Origin of the sequence: Geminicoccus roseus DSM 18922 (genome assembly GCF_000427665.1) — a bacterium.
GTDB lineage: Bacteria > Pseudomonadota > Alphaproteobacteria > Geminicoccales > Geminicoccaceae > Geminicoccus > Geminicoccus roseus.
Genome location: NZ_KE386572.1, coordinates 4,727,773 through 4,742,984 on the forward strand (window position 1 = coordinate 4,727,773; position 15,212 = coordinate 4,742,984).

Here is a 15,212-nt window from a genome sequence, read left to right on the forward strand (position 1 = left end):
GCGGTTCTCAGGAGATACGGATGCGCGACGCGACCCTCGTGACCACCCTTGGGCGCGATCCCGAGCAGAATGACGGGATCGTCAACCCGCCCATCCAGCGCGCCTCCACCATCCTGTTCCCCACGGTGGACAGCCTGCTGGCGGCCAGGCCCGGCCCCGGCGTGGTCAATTACGGCCGCTACGGCACCCCCACCACCTTCGCCCTGGAGGAGGCGGTCGCCACGCTGGAGGGGGCCGGCGGCGCGGTGGTGGTCGGCTCGGGCAAGGGAGCCATTGTCGCGACCATGCTGGCGCTCCTGCAGGCGGGCGACCATGTCCTGGTCGCCGACAATGTCTATCATCCGACCCGCCAGACCACCGACGGGCTGATGAAGCGGATGGGCGTCGCCAGCGACTATTTCGACCCGCTGGTGCCCGAGCAGGTCCGCCAGAAGATCCGCAAGGAGACCCGGGTCGTCTACCTGGAAAGCCCGGGCTCGCTGACCTTCGAGATCACCGACGTCGCCGCGATCGCCGAGATCGCCCATGCCCACGGCGCGCTGGTGGTGTTCGACAACACCTGGGCGACGCCGCTCTACTTCAAGCCCTACGAGCACGGGGTCGACGTCACCATCCATGCGGCCACCAAGTATATCGGCGGCCATTCCGACCTGATGATGGGCATCGTCACCTCCACCGCCGCCCTGCACGGCCGGCTGCGCCAGGGCATCCAGGATCTCGGCATGTCGGTGAGCCCGGAGGATTGCTGGCTGGCGCTGCGCGCCATCCGCACCCTGGACGTCCGCCTGCGCCGGCACATGGAGAGCGGCATCGAGGTGGCCCAATGGCTGCAGGGCCGGCCCGAGGTGGCGCGGGTCCTTCACCCCGCCCTGCCCTCCGATCCCGGCCATGCCTTGTGGAAGCGCGACTTCAAGGGCGCGTCGGGCCTGTTCGGAATCGTCCTGAACCCGGCGTCACCGGCCGCGGTAGCCGCCATGCTGGACGACATGGAGCTGTTCGGGATGGGCTGGTCCTGGGGCGGCTACGAGAGCCTGCTGATCCCGACCTTCCCGCAGAAATCGCGCTCCGCCACCGCCTGGCGGCCGGAAGGCCCCTGCCTGCGCATCCATGTCGGCCTGGAGGACCCGGACGACCTCACCGCCGACCTGGACGCCGGCTTCGCCCGGCTGCGGGCCGCGTCCTGATGATGAGGCTCGGCGGTGGCTGCCTGTGCGGGACGGTCCGCTACGAGGCGGACCTGGAAGAGGACGACATCGCCGACTACTGCCACTGCCGCGAGTGCCGCCGCGCCAGCGGCGCGCCGGTGGTGGCCTGGATCCAGCTGGCCTCCTCCCGGTTCCGGGTCGTGCAGGGCCAGGCCAGCGCCTTCGCCTCCCCGGCCGGGGCGACCCGCTGGTTCTGCGGCCGCTGCGGCAGCCCGCTCTACATGACCGATCCGGACGACCGCTCGCTCGGCATCGCGGTCGCCTGCCTGGACGAGCCGGACCGGGTGCCGCCGCGCCTGCATGGCTGGTTCGAGGAGCGGATCGCCTGGTTCGACACCCGCGACGAGCTGCTGCGCTTCCCGCGCCACCCGCCCTACGACCGCTGATCGCCCAGGAGCCCGGTCGGCAGGCCGTCGATGCTGTGGGCGTTCTCCTTGCGGCGATAGGACTCCAGCCCTTCCTCGCCCTTGGACTCCGCCCAGCGCTGCAGGGCATCCCGCTCGCCCCGCGGCTCGAACAGGGGCACCCCGAACCCGCAGGAGGTCTGCACCAGGTCGATGTCCTGCACCACGATCTGCCGGGCGCCCAGCGGCTCCTGGTTGTCGAACCATTCCGACAAGAGCCGGGCATAGGCCTCGCTGCCGCGGAAGTGGCAGGTGCCGATCCCGAACAGGCGCAGGATCGAGGGCGGCCCCTCGAAGGCGCACATCATGATGGTCATCCGCCCGTCGGCGCGCAGATGCGCGGCGGTCTCGCTGCCGCTGCCGGTGAGGTCCAGATAGGCCACCCGATTGCCGGAAAGGATCCGCAGCGCGTCAATGCCGCGCGGCGAGATGTTCACCCGCGCATCGGCGGCGGCCGAGGCCACGAAGAAGATCCGCTGCCGCGCGATGAACGCGCGGTGCTTGTCCTGGATGCTCTGGAACTGCTTGGCCATCGACGCCCTCTCAGCCTGACCGGCGCGCCGCCAGCAGGAACTCGACATTGCCGGCCGGGCCGGTGATCGGGCTGGTGGCGATGCCCAGCACGGCCCAGCCGGCCGCCTGGAACCAGTCCCGCATGCGCTGGCAGACTTCCTCGTGCAGGGCCGGGTCGCGGACCACGCCGCCCTTGCCGACCCGCTCCGGGCCCACCTCGAACTGCGGCTTGATCAGCACCACGGCACGGGCATCCGGTGCGCAGAACGCCATGGGGGTCGGCAGCACCGTGGCCAGCCCGATGAAGCTGGCGTCGCAGACCAGCAGGTCGACCGGCTCCGGCACCTGCTCCGGGGTGAGGTGGCGGGCATTGGTCCGCTCCAGGTTCACCACACGCTCGTCGGTCCGCAGCTTCTGGGCAAGCTGCCCGTAGCCGACATCCACGGCATAGACGCGCCTGGCCCGCCGGGCGAGCAGCACCTCGGTGAAGCCGCCGGTGGAGGCGCCGACATCCAGGCAGACCAGGCCCGCCGGGTCGATGGCGAACTCGTCCAGGCCCTGGATCAGCTTGAAGGCACCCCGGCTGACCCAGCCGGGCCCACTCTGGCGGACCTCCAGCGGCAGGTCGGGCCGCAGCGATTCGCCGGGCTTGTCCAGCTTGCGCTCGCCGGAGAACACCAGCCCGGCCATCACCAGCGCCTGGGCCCGGCTCTTGGTCTCGACCAGGCCGCGGTCGACCAGGAGCTGGTCGAGCCGCTGCTTGCCCGGCTTCAACCGGCCACCACCCGCAAGGGCTCGACCCGCATTCCCAGGCCCTGCAGCACCCGGCGCGCGATCGCGGCGGCATCCAGCCCCGCCTCGGCATGCTGGCCGGCCGGCGTGCCATGGTCGATGAACCGGTCGGGCAGGATCATCGAGCGCAGCCGCACCGTGCCCTTGTCCAGCAGGCCGTCCTCCAAGGCGAACTGCTGGACCTGGCTGCCGAACCCGCCGATCGAGCCTTCCTCGACCGTCACCACCAGCTCGTGATGGGAGAGCAGCCGGCGCACCAGGTCCTGGTCGATCGGCTTGGCGAAGCGCGCATCGGCCACGGTGACTGCGACACCGCGCCCGGCCAGCTCGTCCGCCGCCTTCAGGCATTCGCCGAGACGCGTGCCGAGGGACAGCAGCGCCACCCGGCCGCCCTCGCGCAGGATCCGGCCCTTGCCGATCTCCAGCACCTGGCCGCGCACCGGCAAGTCGACGCCCACCCCCTCTCCGCGCGGGTAACGGAACGCGATCGGGCCGTCCTCGTAGGCGGTGGCGGTGCGCACCATGTGCATGAGCTCGAGCTCGTCGGCCGCCGCCATCACCACGAAGCCCGGCAGGCAGCCGAGATAGGCCACGTCGAAGCTGCCGGCATGGGTGGCGCCGTCGGCCCCCACCAGCCCGGCCCGGTCGATGGCGAAGCGCACCGGCAGGTTCTGGATGGCCACGTCGTGGACGACCTGGTCGTAGGCGCGCTGCAGGAAGGTCGAGTAGATCGCGCAGAACGGCTTCATGCCCTCGCAGGCCATGCCGGCCGCGAACGTCACCGCATGCTGCTCGGCGATCCCGACATCGTAGATCCGGTCGGGAAAGCGCCGGCCGAACAGGTCGAGTCCGGTGCCGGAAGGCATCGCCGCGGTCACCGCCACGATCGAGGGGTCCAGTTCGGCCTCGTGGATCAGTCCGCGGGCGAACACCGAGGTGTAGGAGGGCAGGTTGCCGCCGGACTTAACCTGGGCGCCGGTCGCCACGTCGAACTTGGAGACGCCGTGATACTTGTCCGCCGAGCGCTCGGCCGGCGGGTAGCCCTTGCCCTTCTGGGTCTTCACGTGGAGCAGGACCGGGCCCTTCTCCGCGTCGTCGCGCAGGGCCTCCAGGATCGCGACCAGCTGGTCGACATCGTGGCCGTCGACCGGGCCGACATAGTAGAAGCCCAGCTCCTCGAACAGCGTGCCGCCGGTCGCCATGCCGCGGGCATACTCGTCCGCCCGGCGCGCCGCGGTCTGCAGGGGCCTGGGCAGGCGCTTGACCACCCTTTTCGCGACATCGCGCAGCTCGCGGAACTCATGGCTGGCCAGGACCCTGGACAGGTAGCCGCTCATCGCCCCGGTGGGCGGCGCGATCGACATGTCGTTGTCGTTCAGGATCACGATCAGCCGGCTCTTGGAGATCCCGGCATTGTTCATGGCCTCGTAGGCCATGCCCGCCGAGAACGCGCCGTCGCCGATCACCGCCACCACGTTGCGGTCCTGCTCGTTCAGCCGGATCGCCTCGGCAAAGCCCAGGCCCGCGGAGATCGAGGTCGAGCTGTGCGCCGCGCCGAACGGGTCGTAGGGGCTCTCGCTGCGCCGGGTGAAGCCGGACAGGCCGTCCGGCTTGCGCAGGGTGCGGATCCGGTCGCGCCGCCCGGTCAGGATCTTGTGCGGGTAGGCCTGGTGGCCGACGTCCCAGATGACGATGTCGCGCGGGGTCTCGAACACGTAGTGCAGCGCCACCGTCAGCTCGACCACACCGAGGCCGGCCCCCAGGTGGCCGCCGGTCACCGAGACGGCGTCGATCGTCTCGGTGCGCAGCTCGTCGGCGATCTGGCGCATCTGCGACTTGGGCAGCCGGCGCAGTTCATCCGGCGTGTTGATTCTGTCGAGCAAGTGGGTGTCGGCCATATACCGTCGGCTCCAGGACGTGCGCTGGGTTCAGCGATCGCGCGTGACGACGTGGTGGAAAAGGGCGTGGAGCAGCGTGACGTCGCCCGGCAGGCTGTCCAGGTGGGCACGTGCCGCCTCGCCCAGCGCCTCTAGCCGTTCACGCGCGGCTTCGGCACTGGTCAGGCTTACGAAGGTAGTCTTGCCGCGGGCGGCATCCAGCCCGGCATCCTTGCCGGTGAGCGCCTTGTCGCCCTCGACGTCCAGGAGGTCGTCGGTGATCTGGAACGCCAGGCCCAGGCAGCGCGCCCAGCCCGCGACATGCTCGCGCAGTTCCGGGGACGCGCCGGCGATGACCGCACCGGCATCGGCCGAGAACGCGATCATCGCACCGGTCTTCAGCTGCTCCATCCGCTCCAGGCCCGCCAGGTCCGGCGGCGTTTGTTCGCCCTCCAGGTCGAGCATCTGCCCGCCGCACATGCCGGCCAGACCGGCTGCCTGGGCCAGCCCCGCCACCAGCGCCACCTTCGCCTCCGCGCTCAGATAGGGGTCGCCGGCGATCCAGCCGAACGCCGCCGCCTGCAGGGCGTCGCCCGCCAGGATGGCGGTGGCCTGGTCGAAGGCCAAGTGGCAGGTCGGTCGGCCGCGGCGCAGCGAGGCGTCGTCCATGGCCGGCAGGTCGTCGTGGATCAGCGAGTAGGCATGCAGCACCTCGGCCGAGGCAGCGGTGGTTTCCCAGCTCAGCGCCTTGGGATCGGCGGCCAGGGTCTGCGCCACCGCCCGCACCAGCGCTGCCCGCAGCCGCTTGCCGCCTCCCAGCGCCGCATAGCGCATCGCCTCGGCGAGCCTGGGTGCGGCATGCTGGGCCGGGTCGCCCAGCAGCCGGTCGATCTCGGCCTCGACGATCTTGGCGGTCTCTTCCAGGAATGGCTTGAACAAGGCGGCCGCCGATCAGCGCGCAGGATCGAAGGGTTCGACCCGCGGCTCGCCCGCGGCGTTCACCGACAGCTTCTCGACCCGCATCTGCGCGTCCGCCAGCTTCTGCCGGCACAGTTCCTTCAACGCGGTGCCGCGCTCATAGGCCGAGATCGCCTCGTCCAGGTCGAGCTGGCCCCGCTCCAGTTCCTGAACCAGCTTCTCCAACTCGCTCAAGGCTGCCTCGAAGCTCATGTCTTTGGTGTCGATGTCGCTCACCGGGCCGTTTTCTCCTGCTTGGCGCGCTCTTCGCCGGCCAGCGCCCGAAGATGTGCCACCACGCTCGTCTCGAGCGCGTCCACGTCGTAGCCGCCTTCGAGCACCGAGACCACCCGCCCCTGCGCATGTCGCTCGGCGACCGCCACCAGTTCGCTGGTGATCCAGGCGAAATCCTCCTCCACCAAAGCGAGATTGGCCAGGGGGTCGGCGCGGTGCGCGTCGAACCCGGCGGAGATGAACAGCAGTTCCGGCCGGAACCGCTCCAGCGCCGGCAGCACCTGCGCCTCCACCGCCTGGCGGAAGCCCTCCCCGTCGGTGCCCGGCGGCAGCGGCACGTTCAGGACGTTGCCGTGCGCGCCCCGCTCCGAGGCGGCACCGGTGCCGGGATAGAGCGGCCACTGGTGGGTCGAGACATAGAGGGTTTGCGGGTCGTCCCAGAAGATCTCCTGGGTGCCGTTGCCATGATGGACGTCGAAGTCCACGATCGCGATCCGCCCGATCCCATGCGCAGCCCTGGCATGGGCGGCGCCCACCGCCACGCTGTCGAACAGGCAGAACCCCATCGCCTTGTCGCTCTCGGCATGGTGGCCGGGCGGGCGCATGGCGGCAAACGCCCGGCTTGCCTCCCCCGCCAGCACCGCGTCCACGCCGGCCACCGCCCCGCCGGCCGCACGCAGCACCGCCTCGCGGCTGCCGGGCGAGACCACCGTGTCCGGATCGAGCCGGACCAGGCCCTCGTTCGGCATCGCTGCCAGCGTTGCCTCGACATAGGCCTGTCGGTGCACCCGCAGGATCTGCTCGACCGTGGCCGGCGGGGCCTCCCGGCGGACCAACCAGGCGTCCTCGATCGACCGGAGCGCCGCTATCACCGCGTCATGGCGCGCCGGGCGCTCGGGATGGCCTGGGCCGGTGTCGTGGCCGCGGGCGGAATCATGGGTGAAGACCAGGACGTTCACGTCGAGACGGCTCCCTCGGCTACGATCGGGTTGGGCCTGCGCCAGCCAACCCCAGCGCCGATCCATGCCCGAGGTTGACATCGGTCGGGAAGCCCCCATCCTCAACCCCGCCACGGGGTGTTCGCCGAGGATGGCGGACTGAGATCAAACCCATCGAACCTGATCTGGGTCATGCCAGCGAAGGGAGGCCAATGACGTCGTCCGACCGGATCGGACGGGTGCTCGACGCGATCCGGACGCGTCGCCCGCTCGTCCACAACATCACGAACTACGTGGTGATGAACTCGACCGCCAACGCCCTGCTGGCCGTGGGCGCCTCGCCGGCCATGGTCCATGCGGCCGAGGAGGTCGAGGAGTTCGTCGGCATCGCCGACGCCCTGGTCGTGAACATTGGCACGCTCTCAACCCCCTGGATCACGGCCATGGAACTGGCCGCCGCCCGGGCGCTAGCGCTTGGCAAGCCCTGGGTCCTGGACCCGGTCGGCGCCGGCGCCACCCGGCTGCGCACCGATACCGGCCGCGCGCTTCTGGCCCATCGCCCGAGCCTGATCCGTGGCAACGGCTCGGAGATCATGGCGCTGGCCGGCGCCGGTGCCGCCACCCGGGGCGTCGACAGCACCGCCGGCAGCGACCTGGCCCTGGACGCCGCCCGGCGCCTGGCCGGCGAGACCGGGGCCGTGGTGGTGGTCACCGGCGCCACCGACCATGTCACCGATGGCCGCCAGACGCTGTCCTGCGCTAACGGCGACGCCCGGATGACCCGCGTCACCGGGCTCGGCTGCAGCTTGAGCGCGCTCACCGCCGCCTGCCTGGCGGTCGAACCCGACCGGCTCCTGGCGGGCCTCGCCGCCTGCGCGATCCTGGGCGTGGCCGGGGAGATCGCCGCCGACACCAGCAACGGCCCGGGCTCCCTCCAGGTCGCGATCCTCGACCGGCTGGCAGGCCTCGATCCCGTCACCCTCGGGGTCCGGGCGCGCCTGTCATGAGCCGCAACGTCGATCTAGGCCTCTATCTGGTGCTGGACGCCGCGACCACCCCGCCCACCTCCTTCCCGGCGCTCGCCGAGGCCGCGGTCCAGGGCGGTGCCATGATCGTGCAGGTCCGCGACAAGACCGCCAGCGCCCAGGCCCTGATCCGCACGGTCCGCGCGGTGCGGGCGCGCCTGGCCGGCTCGCCGGTGCCGGTGATCGTCAACGACCGGGTCGACGTGGCGGTCGCTGCAGGTGCCGATGGCGCCCATGTCGGCCAGGACGACCTGCCGCCGGCCGCCGCCCGGGCGATCCTGGGCAAGGACCGGATCCTCGGCCTGTCGGTGACCAGCGAGGCCGAGATCGAGACCGTCGATCCGGCGGTGGTCGACCATGTTGGCCTGGGCCCCCTGTTCGCCACCGCCACCAAGCCCGACGCGGCTCCGCCGCTTGGCGTGGAGCGCTTCCAGGCGATCCGCTCCCGGCTGAAGCTGCCGGTGGTCGCCATTGGCGGCATCGGCATGGACAGTGCGGAGAGCGCCGTGTTCGCCGGAGCCGACGGCGTCGCCGTGGTCAGCGCGATCGCCCGCTCCTCCGACCCCAGGGCTGCCGCCAGGGCTCTTTCCACCCTCGTCGCCCGCGCGCGCCAAGCCCGCGGCAGGTACTGACCATGATCCACAACATCCTGACGATCGCCGGTTCCGATCCCAGCGGCGGAGCCGGCATCCAGGCCGACCTGAAGAGCTTTGCGGCGCTGGGCGCCTATGGCTGCGCGGTGCTGAGCGCGCTCACCGCGCAGAACACCCGGCGCGTAGACGGCGTCCACCTGGTCCCGCCGGAGTTTGTCGCCCAGCAGATCGACACCCTGTTCGCTGACGTCCGGATCGACGCTGTCAAGGTCGGCATGGTTGCCACCGCCGAGCTGGCCACCGTGATCGCCGACCGTCTCCAGGTCCATGGCGCCCAGAACCTGGTGGTCGACCCGGTCATGGTCGCCAAGGGCGGCGACCGCCTGCTGGCCGAGGAAGCGGTGGGCGCGGTGCGGACCAGGCTCGCCCCGATCGCCGCGGTGCTGACCCCGAACCTGCCCGAGGCCGCGGTGCTGACCGGCCTGCCGGAGCCGCGCGATCTCGCCGGCATGCGTGGTCTCCTGCCGGCCCTGCTGGCGCTCGGACCAAAGGCGGTGGTGCTGAAAGGCGGTCATCTCGGGACAGAGGACGCACCCGATCTGTTCGCCGACGGCGAGCGGGTCGTGGAGCTTCCGGCCAGGCGGATCGCCACCAGGAACACCCATGGCACCGGCTGCTCCTACTCCTCCGCCATCGCGGCGCTGCTGCCCCGCCACCAGGACAAGCTGGAGGCGGTGCGCGCGGCCAAGGCCTGGCTGACCGGTGCGATCGCCAACGCCGACCGGCTGGAGGTCGGCCATGGCCACGGCCCCATCCATCACTTCCACGCGCTCTGGACCGATTGATGACCTCCTTCACCGCAACGATGCGCCACGAGACCGCCGACCTTCTGGAGCGGATCCTGGCCCTGCCCTTCAACCGCGAGCTGGCCGACGGCACGCTGGAGACCGCCCGCTTCCAGAACTACGTGATCCAGGACGCGCTCTACCTGCTGGAATATGCCCGGGTCCTGGCCCGGGTGGCGTCCGTGGCCCCGGAACCCGCGATGATCTCGCTGTTCGCGAAGTCGGCGGACGGCGCCATCGAGGTCGAGCGCGCCCTGCATGCCAGCTATTTCGAGCTGTTCGGCATCCGGCCCGAGCAGGTCGAGCAGGCGGAGCCGTCGCCGACCTGCCTGGCCTATACCGACTTCCTGCAGGCCAGCATCTCCCGGGACGGCTTCGAGGTCGGCGCCGCCGCGATCCTGCCCTGCTTCCGGATCTATTGGGACGTGGGCTGCCGCATCAAGGAGGTGACGGTGGCCGACAACCCGTTCTCGGCCTGGATCGACAACTATTCCGACCAGGCGTTCGGCGACGTGGTGCTGGCCGTGGAGGCGATGCTGGACGGGGTGGCCGAGCAGGTGTCCGCCGCCACCCGGGCGCGGATGCGGCAGGCCTACCACCGCTCCACGCAGTATGAGTGGATGTTCTGGGACAGCGCCTACCGGATGGAGACCTGGCCGGTCCGCGTCTGAGTCGGCAGGAGGGAGGGGCCGGGCCGGCAGGTCCGACCTCCACGATGTCATGGCCGCGGGCGCGAAGGGCAGAACTTTAATTTGCAGATATAACATCTGCATTTTCAGAAATTTATCCAAATTTGTTAAGCAGCAGCATCATACTCGCAGCTGCGGCAGTGCGCAGCGGCCGATCATGACGCCGACTTACACGAACGAACCCGAGGCACTCATCCCGGCGGAATTTTCCTGAGGCATCTGAACCGCCTAGGCCTTTTTTCTGCATGACCCTGTTCAGCACCCTCCTGGGAAGGCTACGGGTTGTGCATCGGCTGGCCGTTTACACGAACGAACCTGAGCCCGCCGCCTCCCGATCAGCCTGGGTTAGACGCCAACGAAAAACGGCCACCCGGAAAGGCGGCCGTTCTCCAGATGCTTGGGCGGATAGGCTCAGAGCGTGCCGAACAGCGCGGCGGTGTCGCTCATCCGGTTCGAGAAGCCCCACTCGTTGTCGTACCAGGACGCGACCCGGACCATCTTGCCCTCCAGGACCTTGGTCGCGTGCAGGTCGACCGAGGAGCTATGCGGGTCGTGGTTGAAGTCGATCGAGACCAGCGGCTCCTCGACCACCGCCAGGATGCCCTTGAGCGGGCCGGAGGCGGCCGCCTTCAGGGCGCCGTTGATCTCCTCGACCGAGGTGTCGCGGCCCGGCACAAAGGTCAGGTCGACCAGGGAGACGTTCTTGGTCGGCACCCGGATCGCCACGCCGTCCAGCTTGCCCTTCAGCTCCGGCAGGACCAGGCCCACCGCCTTGGCGGCGCCGGTCGAGGTCGGGATCATCGACTCGCCCGCCGCGCGCGCCCGGTACAGATCCTTGTGGAACACGTCGAGCAGGTGCTGGTCGTTGGTGAAGGAGTGGATGGTGGTCATGTGCCCGCGCACGATCCCCACCGTCTCGTTCAGCACCTTGGCGACCGGCGCCAGGCAGTTGGTGGTGCAGGACGCGTTGCTGATGACCTGATGCTCGGCCTTCAGGCCCTGGTGGTTGACGCCGTAGACCACGGTCATGTCGGCGCCGTCGGCGGGCGCGGAGACGATCACCTTGCGGGCCCCCGCCTGCAGGTGGCCGGCTGCCTTGTCGCGCGAGGTGAAGATGCCGGTGCATTCCATCACCACGTCGACCCCGACATCGCCCCAGGCGAGCTTGGCGACGTCGCGTTCGGCGGTGACCCGGATCGGGCCGGTGCCGAGGTCGAGCTGGTCTCCCTCCAGGCTCACCGTGCCGGGGAAGCGGCCATGCACGCTGTCGTAGCGGAGCAGGTGGGCGTTGGTGGCCGGCGGGGCGAGATCGTTGATCGCGACCACCTGGACGTCCTTGCGCCCGCTCTCGACGATTGCGCGGAGCACGTTGCGCCCGATCCGGCCGAACCCGTTGATGCCGATCTTGACGACCATTGCTGTTCCCATCCGTTCGATTGGCCGGCACCGGGGGTGCCGGCATGTAGTGTCCGAAGTGGCGCGGTCAGGCGGCGAGCTTCTTGCGCACCAGCGCCACGACCGCCTCCGCGGTGATCCCAAACTCCTTGTAGAGGGTCGGTGCCGGCCCGGAAGCGCCAAAGCCCTTCATGCCGATCACATCGTCCTCGCTGTCGACGAAGCGCGTCCAGCCGAACGGCGAGGCGGCCTCGATGGCGACGCGCGGCGCCGTGCCCAGCACCAGCCCACGATAGGCAGCCTTCTGGCGGGCGAACAGTTCCCAGGACGGCATCGACACCACCGCGGCGGGAATGCCGGCCGCCTGGAGCTGCTGGCGGGCGTCCAGCGCGATATGGACCTCCGAGCCAGTGGCCAGGATCGTCACGGCCCGGGCACCGTCCGCCTCGGCCAGCACATAGGCGCCCTTGGCCGACAGGTTCTCGGCGCTGTCGGTGGTGCGCACCGCCGGCAGGTTCTGCCGGGACAGCGCCAGCACGGTCGGCTGGTTCACCGTCTCGACCGCGGCTTCCCAGCACTCGGCGGTCTCCACCGCGTCGGCCGGGCGCATCACCAGGAGGTTGGGAATCGCGCGCAGCGCCGCCAGGTGCTCCACCGGCTGATGGGTCGGGCCATCCTCGCCCAGCCCGATCGAATCATGGGTGCCGACCAGGATCGAGCGGATCCCCATCAGGGCCGCCAGGCGGATCGAGGCCCGGCAATAGTCGGTGAACACCAGGAAGGTGCCCCCATAGGGGATCAGCCCGCCATGCAGCGCGATGCCGTTCATCGCCGCCATCATGCCGTGCTCGCGCACGCCATAGTGGAGATAGCGGCCGGACAGGTCGTCGGGCGTGATCGAGACGGTGGACGGCGTCTTGGTGTTGTTGGAGCCGGTCAAATCGGCGGAGCCGCCGATCAGCTCCGGCACCTCGGCGGTCAGCACCTTCAGCGCCTCTTCCGACGACTTGCGGGTCGCCCAGCTCGGCTTGTCCTGCACGAGCTTGGCCTTATAGGCCTGCATCGCCAGCTTGGCCGCCTCGGAGGGCTTGGCCGCCATGGCGGTTTCGAACACCTGCCGCTCGGGCGAGCCGTGCAGGCGCTCCTGCCAGTCGGCGTGCAGCCGTGCTCCCCTGCGGCCGACCTCGCGCCAGCCGTTCAGGATGGCCTCCGGCAGCTCGAACGCTTCATGCGCCCAGTTCAGCGCCAGCCGGGTCGCCGCGGTCTCGTCCTTGCCGAGCGGCGAGCCGTGCACGCCGTGGCCGCCGGCCTTAGTGGGCGCGCCCTTGCCGATCACGGTCCGGCAGGCGATCAGGGTCGGCTGGCCATTGGTCTTGGCGCGGGCGATGGCGGCATCGACCGCCTCGGGATCATGGCCGTCGACATGGTCGGTGGCCCAGCCATAGGCGGCGAACCGGGCCGGCACGTCCTCCGAGGAGGCCATCGACACCTTGCCGTCGATGGAGATGCCGTTGTCGTCCCAGAGCACGATCAGCTTGTTCAGCTTCAGGTGCCCGGCCAGGGCGCCCGCCTCGTGGCTGATGCCTTCCATCAGGCAGCCGTCGCCGGCGATCACGTAGGTGTGGTGGTCCACCAGGTCCTTGCCGAACCGCGCCGCAAGATGCGCCTCGGCGATCGCCATGCCGACCGCGTTGGCGAAGCCCTGGCCCAGCGGGCCGGTGGTGGTCTCGATGCCGGGCGCATGGCCGTATTCGGGATGCCCGGCTGTGCGTGCGCCGAACTGACGGAAGTTGCGCAGGTCCTCGATGTCCACGCCCTCGACCCCGGTCAGGTAGAGCAGCGCGTAGAGCAGCATCGAGCCGTGGCCGGCGGAGAGCACGAACCGGTCGCGGTCCGCCCATTTCGGATCGCCCGCGTCGAATTTCAGATGCCGGGTGAACAGCACCGTCGCGACCTCGGCCATGCCCATCGGCATCCCCGGATGGCCGGAGTTCGCCTTCTCGACGGCATCCACGGCCAGGAACCGGACCGCGTTCGCGAGGTCGTGGGTCGATACGTTGTTCATCGGCAGGCAGTCGTCGATTGGGTGGCGGACATGGACGGGCCGGCCCGGGGGCGGAAATCCCGTCGCGCGAAGCGGAAATCCACCCTGCACCCCGAAAAATCAACCTCTTCTTGGCTGACTCCGCCGAGCAGGCACGTTGACGTCCCGCTCCCGGCTCGGCAAGACCACGGGCATAGCTCGATCGCTACGGGAGCCGATGCGCGGCACATGACCTCCCTCGATGCCGCCAGGGCGAGACTGGACCAGGCCCTCGCCCGCTTGACCGAAGGCGTGGCCGCCAGCACGGCCCGCGCCGCGCATGGAGCCGACAGCACGGATCCTGCCGCCCATGACGCGCTGGTGCGGGACTACGAGGTCCTGCGCGACGAGCGCGACAGCCTCGCCGCCCGCCTGTCAGCGGCGGAGCAGCGGCTGGCCGACCTCGCCCGCAACGCCGACGAGCTGGGCAGGCGCCTGGACAGTGCTGTCGCCAAGGTCGAACGCCTGATGGAAAGCTGACCCGATGGGCATGGTCGATGTCACCGTCAACGGCCGCACCCACACGGTGCAGTGCGACGACGGCCAGGAAACGCGGCTCAAGCGGCTGGCGCAGTACGTCGACGGTCGGGTGCGTGAGCTGGGCGGCACCAATGGCCAGATCGGCGATCTGCGCCTGCTCGTGCTGACCAGCCTGATCATCTCGGACGAGCTGTCCGACGCCTATGACGAGATCAAGCGGCTGCGCACCTCCCTGGCCGACACCGCCAAGACCGGCGAGCAGAAGCTTGCCGATGAGTTGCAGCGCGTCGCCGAGCAAATCGAGCGTCTGGCTGATGCGTGCCACCTTGCCGAACCTCCGGCCACCACCTAGATTGAGCATGGCGGCGCTGCCCGGTGCGTGAGTGTCCACTAATATGCGCCTGGGCCTTCGTTCCAATAGGGAGCTGTCCCTGACGTGACCCTGGTCACGTTACATGGCGCCCACCTGCGTAGCAGGTCCCAGGAACAACCGGATCACCACGGCCAGGGTGGCGCCGCCGCTTCCTCCTCGATCGGCATCGCGGGAGCCCTCCTGTTGAGCGTCAGCTCCCGTTCCCCCGATGCGACCCTCGCCGCCGAGAAGGCAGGGCTGCGCCGCAGCCTGCTGACGCAGCGCATGGCGATGTCTCCGGCGGATGCCGCCGAGGCGAGCCTGCAGGCGGCCAGACGGTTCGTGCGCGCGCTCGACCTCTCGTCCACCGGCTGCGTCGCCCTGTTCTGGCCGCTCGATGGCGAGATCGATACCCGCCCCCTCCTCCATGCGCTCCACGCCCTGGGTGTGCCGACCGCGCTCGGCCGGATGCAGGGCCGCGACCGGCCGATCCGCTTCCATCGCTGGCAGCCGGGCGAACCGCTGGAGTGCGGCCCGTTCCGCGTCCAGCAACCGATGGCCACGAGCCCTCCGGTGGTGCCGCAGGTCGTGGCGACGCCGCTGCTGGCGTTCGACGCACAAGGCTACCGGCTGGGCTGGGGCGGCGGCTTCTACGACCGCACGCTTGCCGAACTGCGGGCCGGATCGTCGCCACCCGCCTGCGTCGGCTACGCGTTCGCCTGGCAGGAAGTCGAGCAGGTGCCGCGCGAGCCGTTCGACCAGCGCCTCGACATGGTAGTGACCGAGCAGCGGACCGTTCATACTGGCTGAGCCGCCGCGGCCTTTTGTTC

Annotated in this window: 17 protein-coding genes, 1 other RNA gene and 1 riboswitch; of the genes, 10 read left to right on the forward strand and 8 right to left on the reverse strand. The window is 70.1% G+C overall.

What is annotated here, in order from left to right:
• Positions 1–20: 20 nt before the first annotated feature.
• A complete protein-coding gene (metC, locus tag GEMRO_RS0123335; protein ID WP_035485876.1) occupies positions 21–1,184 on the forward strand; it encodes a cystathionine beta-lyase in 1,164 nt (387 codons plus the stop codon).
• Entirely contained in the window at positions 1,184–1,591 is a 408-nt protein-coding gene (locus GEMRO_RS31415) for a GFA family protein (protein ID WP_084507455.1), read from the forward strand. Before metC ends, GEMRO_RS31415 begins: the two co-directional genes overlap by 1 nt.
• Here the strand turns inward: GEMRO_RS31415 and GEMRO_RS0123345 are convergent.
• Genes GEMRO_RS0123345 through GEMRO_RS0123370 form a run of 6 tightly spaced genes read right to left on the reverse strand, consistent with a single transcriptional unit; the run spans position 1,579 to position 6,941 of the window.
• Positions 1,579–2,142: a pyridoxamine 5'-phosphate oxidase family protein gene (locus GEMRO_RS0123345; RefSeq protein ID WP_027135941.1), complete on the reverse strand. Its 564-nt coding sequence runs from the start codon at positions 2,140–2,142 to the stop codon at positions 1,579–1,581. The two genes, GEMRO_RS31415 and GEMRO_RS0123345, sit on opposite strands and share 13 nt — an antisense overlap.
• 10 nt (positions 2,143–2,152) lie before the next feature.
• A complete protein-coding gene (locus GEMRO_RS0123350) occupies positions 2,153–2,896 on the reverse strand; it encodes a TlyA family RNA methyltransferase (protein WP_027135942.1) in 744 nt (247 codons plus the stop codon).
• Positions 2,893–4,812, reverse strand: a complete 1,920-nt coding sequence (gene dxs, locus GEMRO_RS0123355) for a 1-deoxy-D-xylulose-5-phosphate synthase (RefSeq protein ID WP_027135943.1) — start codon at positions 4,810–4,812, stop codon at positions 2,893–2,895. Before dxs ends, GEMRO_RS0123350 begins: the two co-directional genes overlap by 4 nt.
• Positions 4,813–4,842: 30 nt before the next feature.
• The gene (locus GEMRO_RS0123360) at positions 4,843–5,730 is read right to left on the reverse strand and encodes a polyprenyl synthetase family protein (RefSeq protein WP_027135944.1); all 888 of its coding nucleotides are present in this window, start codon (positions 5,728–5,730) and stop codon (positions 4,843–4,845) included.
• 12 nt (positions 5,731–5,742) lie between these two features.
• Positions 5,743–5,985: an exodeoxyribonuclease VII small subunit gene (locus tag GEMRO_RS0123365; protein WP_027135945.1), complete on the reverse strand. Its 243-nt coding sequence runs from the start codon at positions 5,983–5,985 to the stop codon at positions 5,743–5,745.
• Positions 5,982–6,941, reverse strand: coding sequence for a histone deacetylase family protein (locus GEMRO_RS0123370; RefSeq protein WP_027135946.1), 960 nt, complete (start codon positions 6,939–6,941; stop codon positions 5,982–5,984). The genes GEMRO_RS0123365 and GEMRO_RS0123370 overlap by 4 nt, the downstream gene beginning before the upstream one ends.
• Before the next feature lie 103 nt (positions 6,942–7,044).
• Positions 7,045–7,144: riboswitch (TPP riboswitch) on the forward strand.
• On the opposite strand from GEMRO_RS0123370, the gene thiM reads away from it, so the two are divergent.
• The 4 genes from thiM (at position 7,133) to tenA (ending at position 10,054) form a co-directional block, all read left to right on the forward strand.
• Positions 7,133–7,927, forward strand: a complete 795-nt coding sequence (gene thiM, locus GEMRO_RS0123375; RefSeq protein WP_035485884.1) for a hydroxyethylthiazole kinase — start codon at positions 7,133–7,135, stop codon at positions 7,925–7,927. Its footprint overlaps the riboswitch before it by 12 nt.
• A complete protein-coding gene (gene thiE / locus GEMRO_RS0123380; protein ID WP_027135948.1) occupies positions 7,924–8,577 on the forward strand; it encodes a thiamine phosphate synthase in 654 nt (217 codons plus the stop codon). The genes thiM and thiE overlap by 4 nt, the downstream gene beginning before the upstream one ends.
• A 2-nt stretch (positions 8,578–8,579) precedes the next feature.
• Complete coding sequence (gene thiD / locus GEMRO_RS0123385) at positions 8,580–9,383, forward strand: bifunctional hydroxymethylpyrimidine kinase/phosphomethylpyrimidine kinase (protein ID WP_027135949.1); 804 nt, start codon at positions 8,580–8,582, stop codon at positions 9,381–9,383.
• Positions 9,383–10,054 (forward strand): thiaminase II, encoded by a 672-nt coding sequence (gene tenA, locus GEMRO_RS0123390; RefSeq protein WP_027135950.1) that lies wholly within the window; start codon positions 9,383–9,385, stop codon positions 10,052–10,054. Before thiD ends, tenA begins: the two co-directional genes overlap by 1 nt.
• Before the next feature lie 429 nt (positions 10,055–10,483).
• Here tenA and gap read toward each other — a convergent pair whose 3' ends face one another.
• Together gap and tkt are read right to left on the reverse strand one after the other, a co-directional pair.
• Positions 10,484–11,488, reverse strand: coding sequence for a type I glyceraldehyde-3-phosphate dehydrogenase (gene gap, locus GEMRO_RS0123395; RefSeq protein ID WP_027135951.1), 1,005 nt, complete (start codon positions 11,486–11,488; stop codon positions 10,484–10,486).
• Between the two features lie 67 nt (positions 11,489–11,555).
• The gene (gene tkt, locus GEMRO_RS0123400; RefSeq protein ID WP_027135952.1) at positions 11,556–13,532 is read right to left on the reverse strand and encodes a transketolase; all 1,977 of its coding nucleotides are present in this window, start codon (positions 13,530–13,532) and stop codon (positions 11,556–11,558) included.
• Positions 13,533–13,739: 207 nt separating this feature from the next.
• Between tkt and GEMRO_RS34765 the strand changes: the two genes are divergently transcribed.
• From GEMRO_RS34765 to GEMRO_RS0123415, 4 genes are all read left to right on the forward strand, one after another.
• Positions 13,740–14,030 (forward strand): DUF4164 family protein, encoded by a 291-nt coding sequence (locus GEMRO_RS34765; RefSeq protein ID WP_027135953.1) that lies wholly within the window; start codon positions 13,740–13,742, stop codon positions 14,028–14,030.
• A gap of 4 nt (positions 14,031–14,034) precedes the next feature.
• Positions 14,035–14,382, forward strand: coding sequence for a cell division protein ZapA (locus tag GEMRO_RS0123410; RefSeq protein WP_027135954.1), 348 nt, complete (start codon positions 14,035–14,037; stop codon positions 14,380–14,382).
• 10 nt (positions 14,383–14,392) lie between these two features.
• Positions 14,393–14,550, forward strand: a non-coding RNA gene (gene ssrS, locus GEMRO_RS33730) — 6S RNA.
• Between the two features lie 36 nt (positions 14,551–14,586).
• Positions 14,587–15,192 (forward strand): 5-formyltetrahydrofolate cyclo-ligase, encoded by a 606-nt coding sequence (locus GEMRO_RS0123415; protein WP_157505714.1) that lies wholly within the window; start codon positions 14,587–14,589, stop codon positions 15,190–15,192.
• Positions 15,193–15,212: the final 20 nt, after the last annotated feature.

Coding starts and splice junctions, on each gene's coding strand:
- metC (WP_035485876.1), top strand. CDS start 21: ATGCGCGACGCGACCCTCGTGACCACCCTTGGGCGCGATCCCGAGCAG.
- GEMRO_RS31415 (WP_084507455.1), top strand. CDS start 1,184: ATGATGAGGCTCGGCGGTGGCTGCCTGTGCGGGACGGTCCGCTACGAG.
- GEMRO_RS0123345 (WP_027135941.1), bottom strand. CDS start 2,142: ATGGCCAAGCAGTTCCAGAGCATCCAGGACAAGCACCGCGCGTTCATC.
- dxs (WP_027135943.1), bottom strand. CDS start 4,812: ATGGCCGACACCCACTTGCTCGACAGAATCAACACGCCGGATGAACTG.
- thiM (WP_035485884.1), top strand. CDS start 7,133: ATGACGTCGTCCGACCGGATCGGACGGGTGCTCGACGCGATCCGGACG.
- thiE (WP_027135948.1), top strand. CDS start 7,924: ATGAGCCGCAACGTCGATCTAGGCCTCTATCTGGTGCTGGACGCCGCG.
- thiD (WP_027135949.1), top strand. CDS start 8,580: ATGATCCACAACATCCTGACGATCGCCGGTTCCGATCCCAGCGGCGGA.
- tenA (WP_027135950.1), top strand. CDS start 9,383: ATGACCTCCTTCACCGCAACGATGCGCCACGAGACCGCCGACCTTCTG.
- gap (WP_027135951.1), bottom strand. CDS start 11,488: ATGGTCGTCAAGATCGGCATCAACGGGTTCGGCCGGATCGGGCGCAAC.
- tkt (WP_027135952.1), bottom strand. CDS start 13,532: ATGAACAACGTATCGACCCACGACCTCGCGAACGCGGTCCGGTTCCTG.
- GEMRO_RS34765 (WP_027135953.1), top strand. CDS start 13,740: ATGACCTCCCTCGATGCCGCCAGGGCGAGACTGGACCAGGCCCTCGCC.
- GEMRO_RS0123410 (WP_027135954.1), top strand. CDS start 14,035: ATGGGCATGGTCGATGTCACCGTCAACGGCCGCACCCACACGGTGCAG.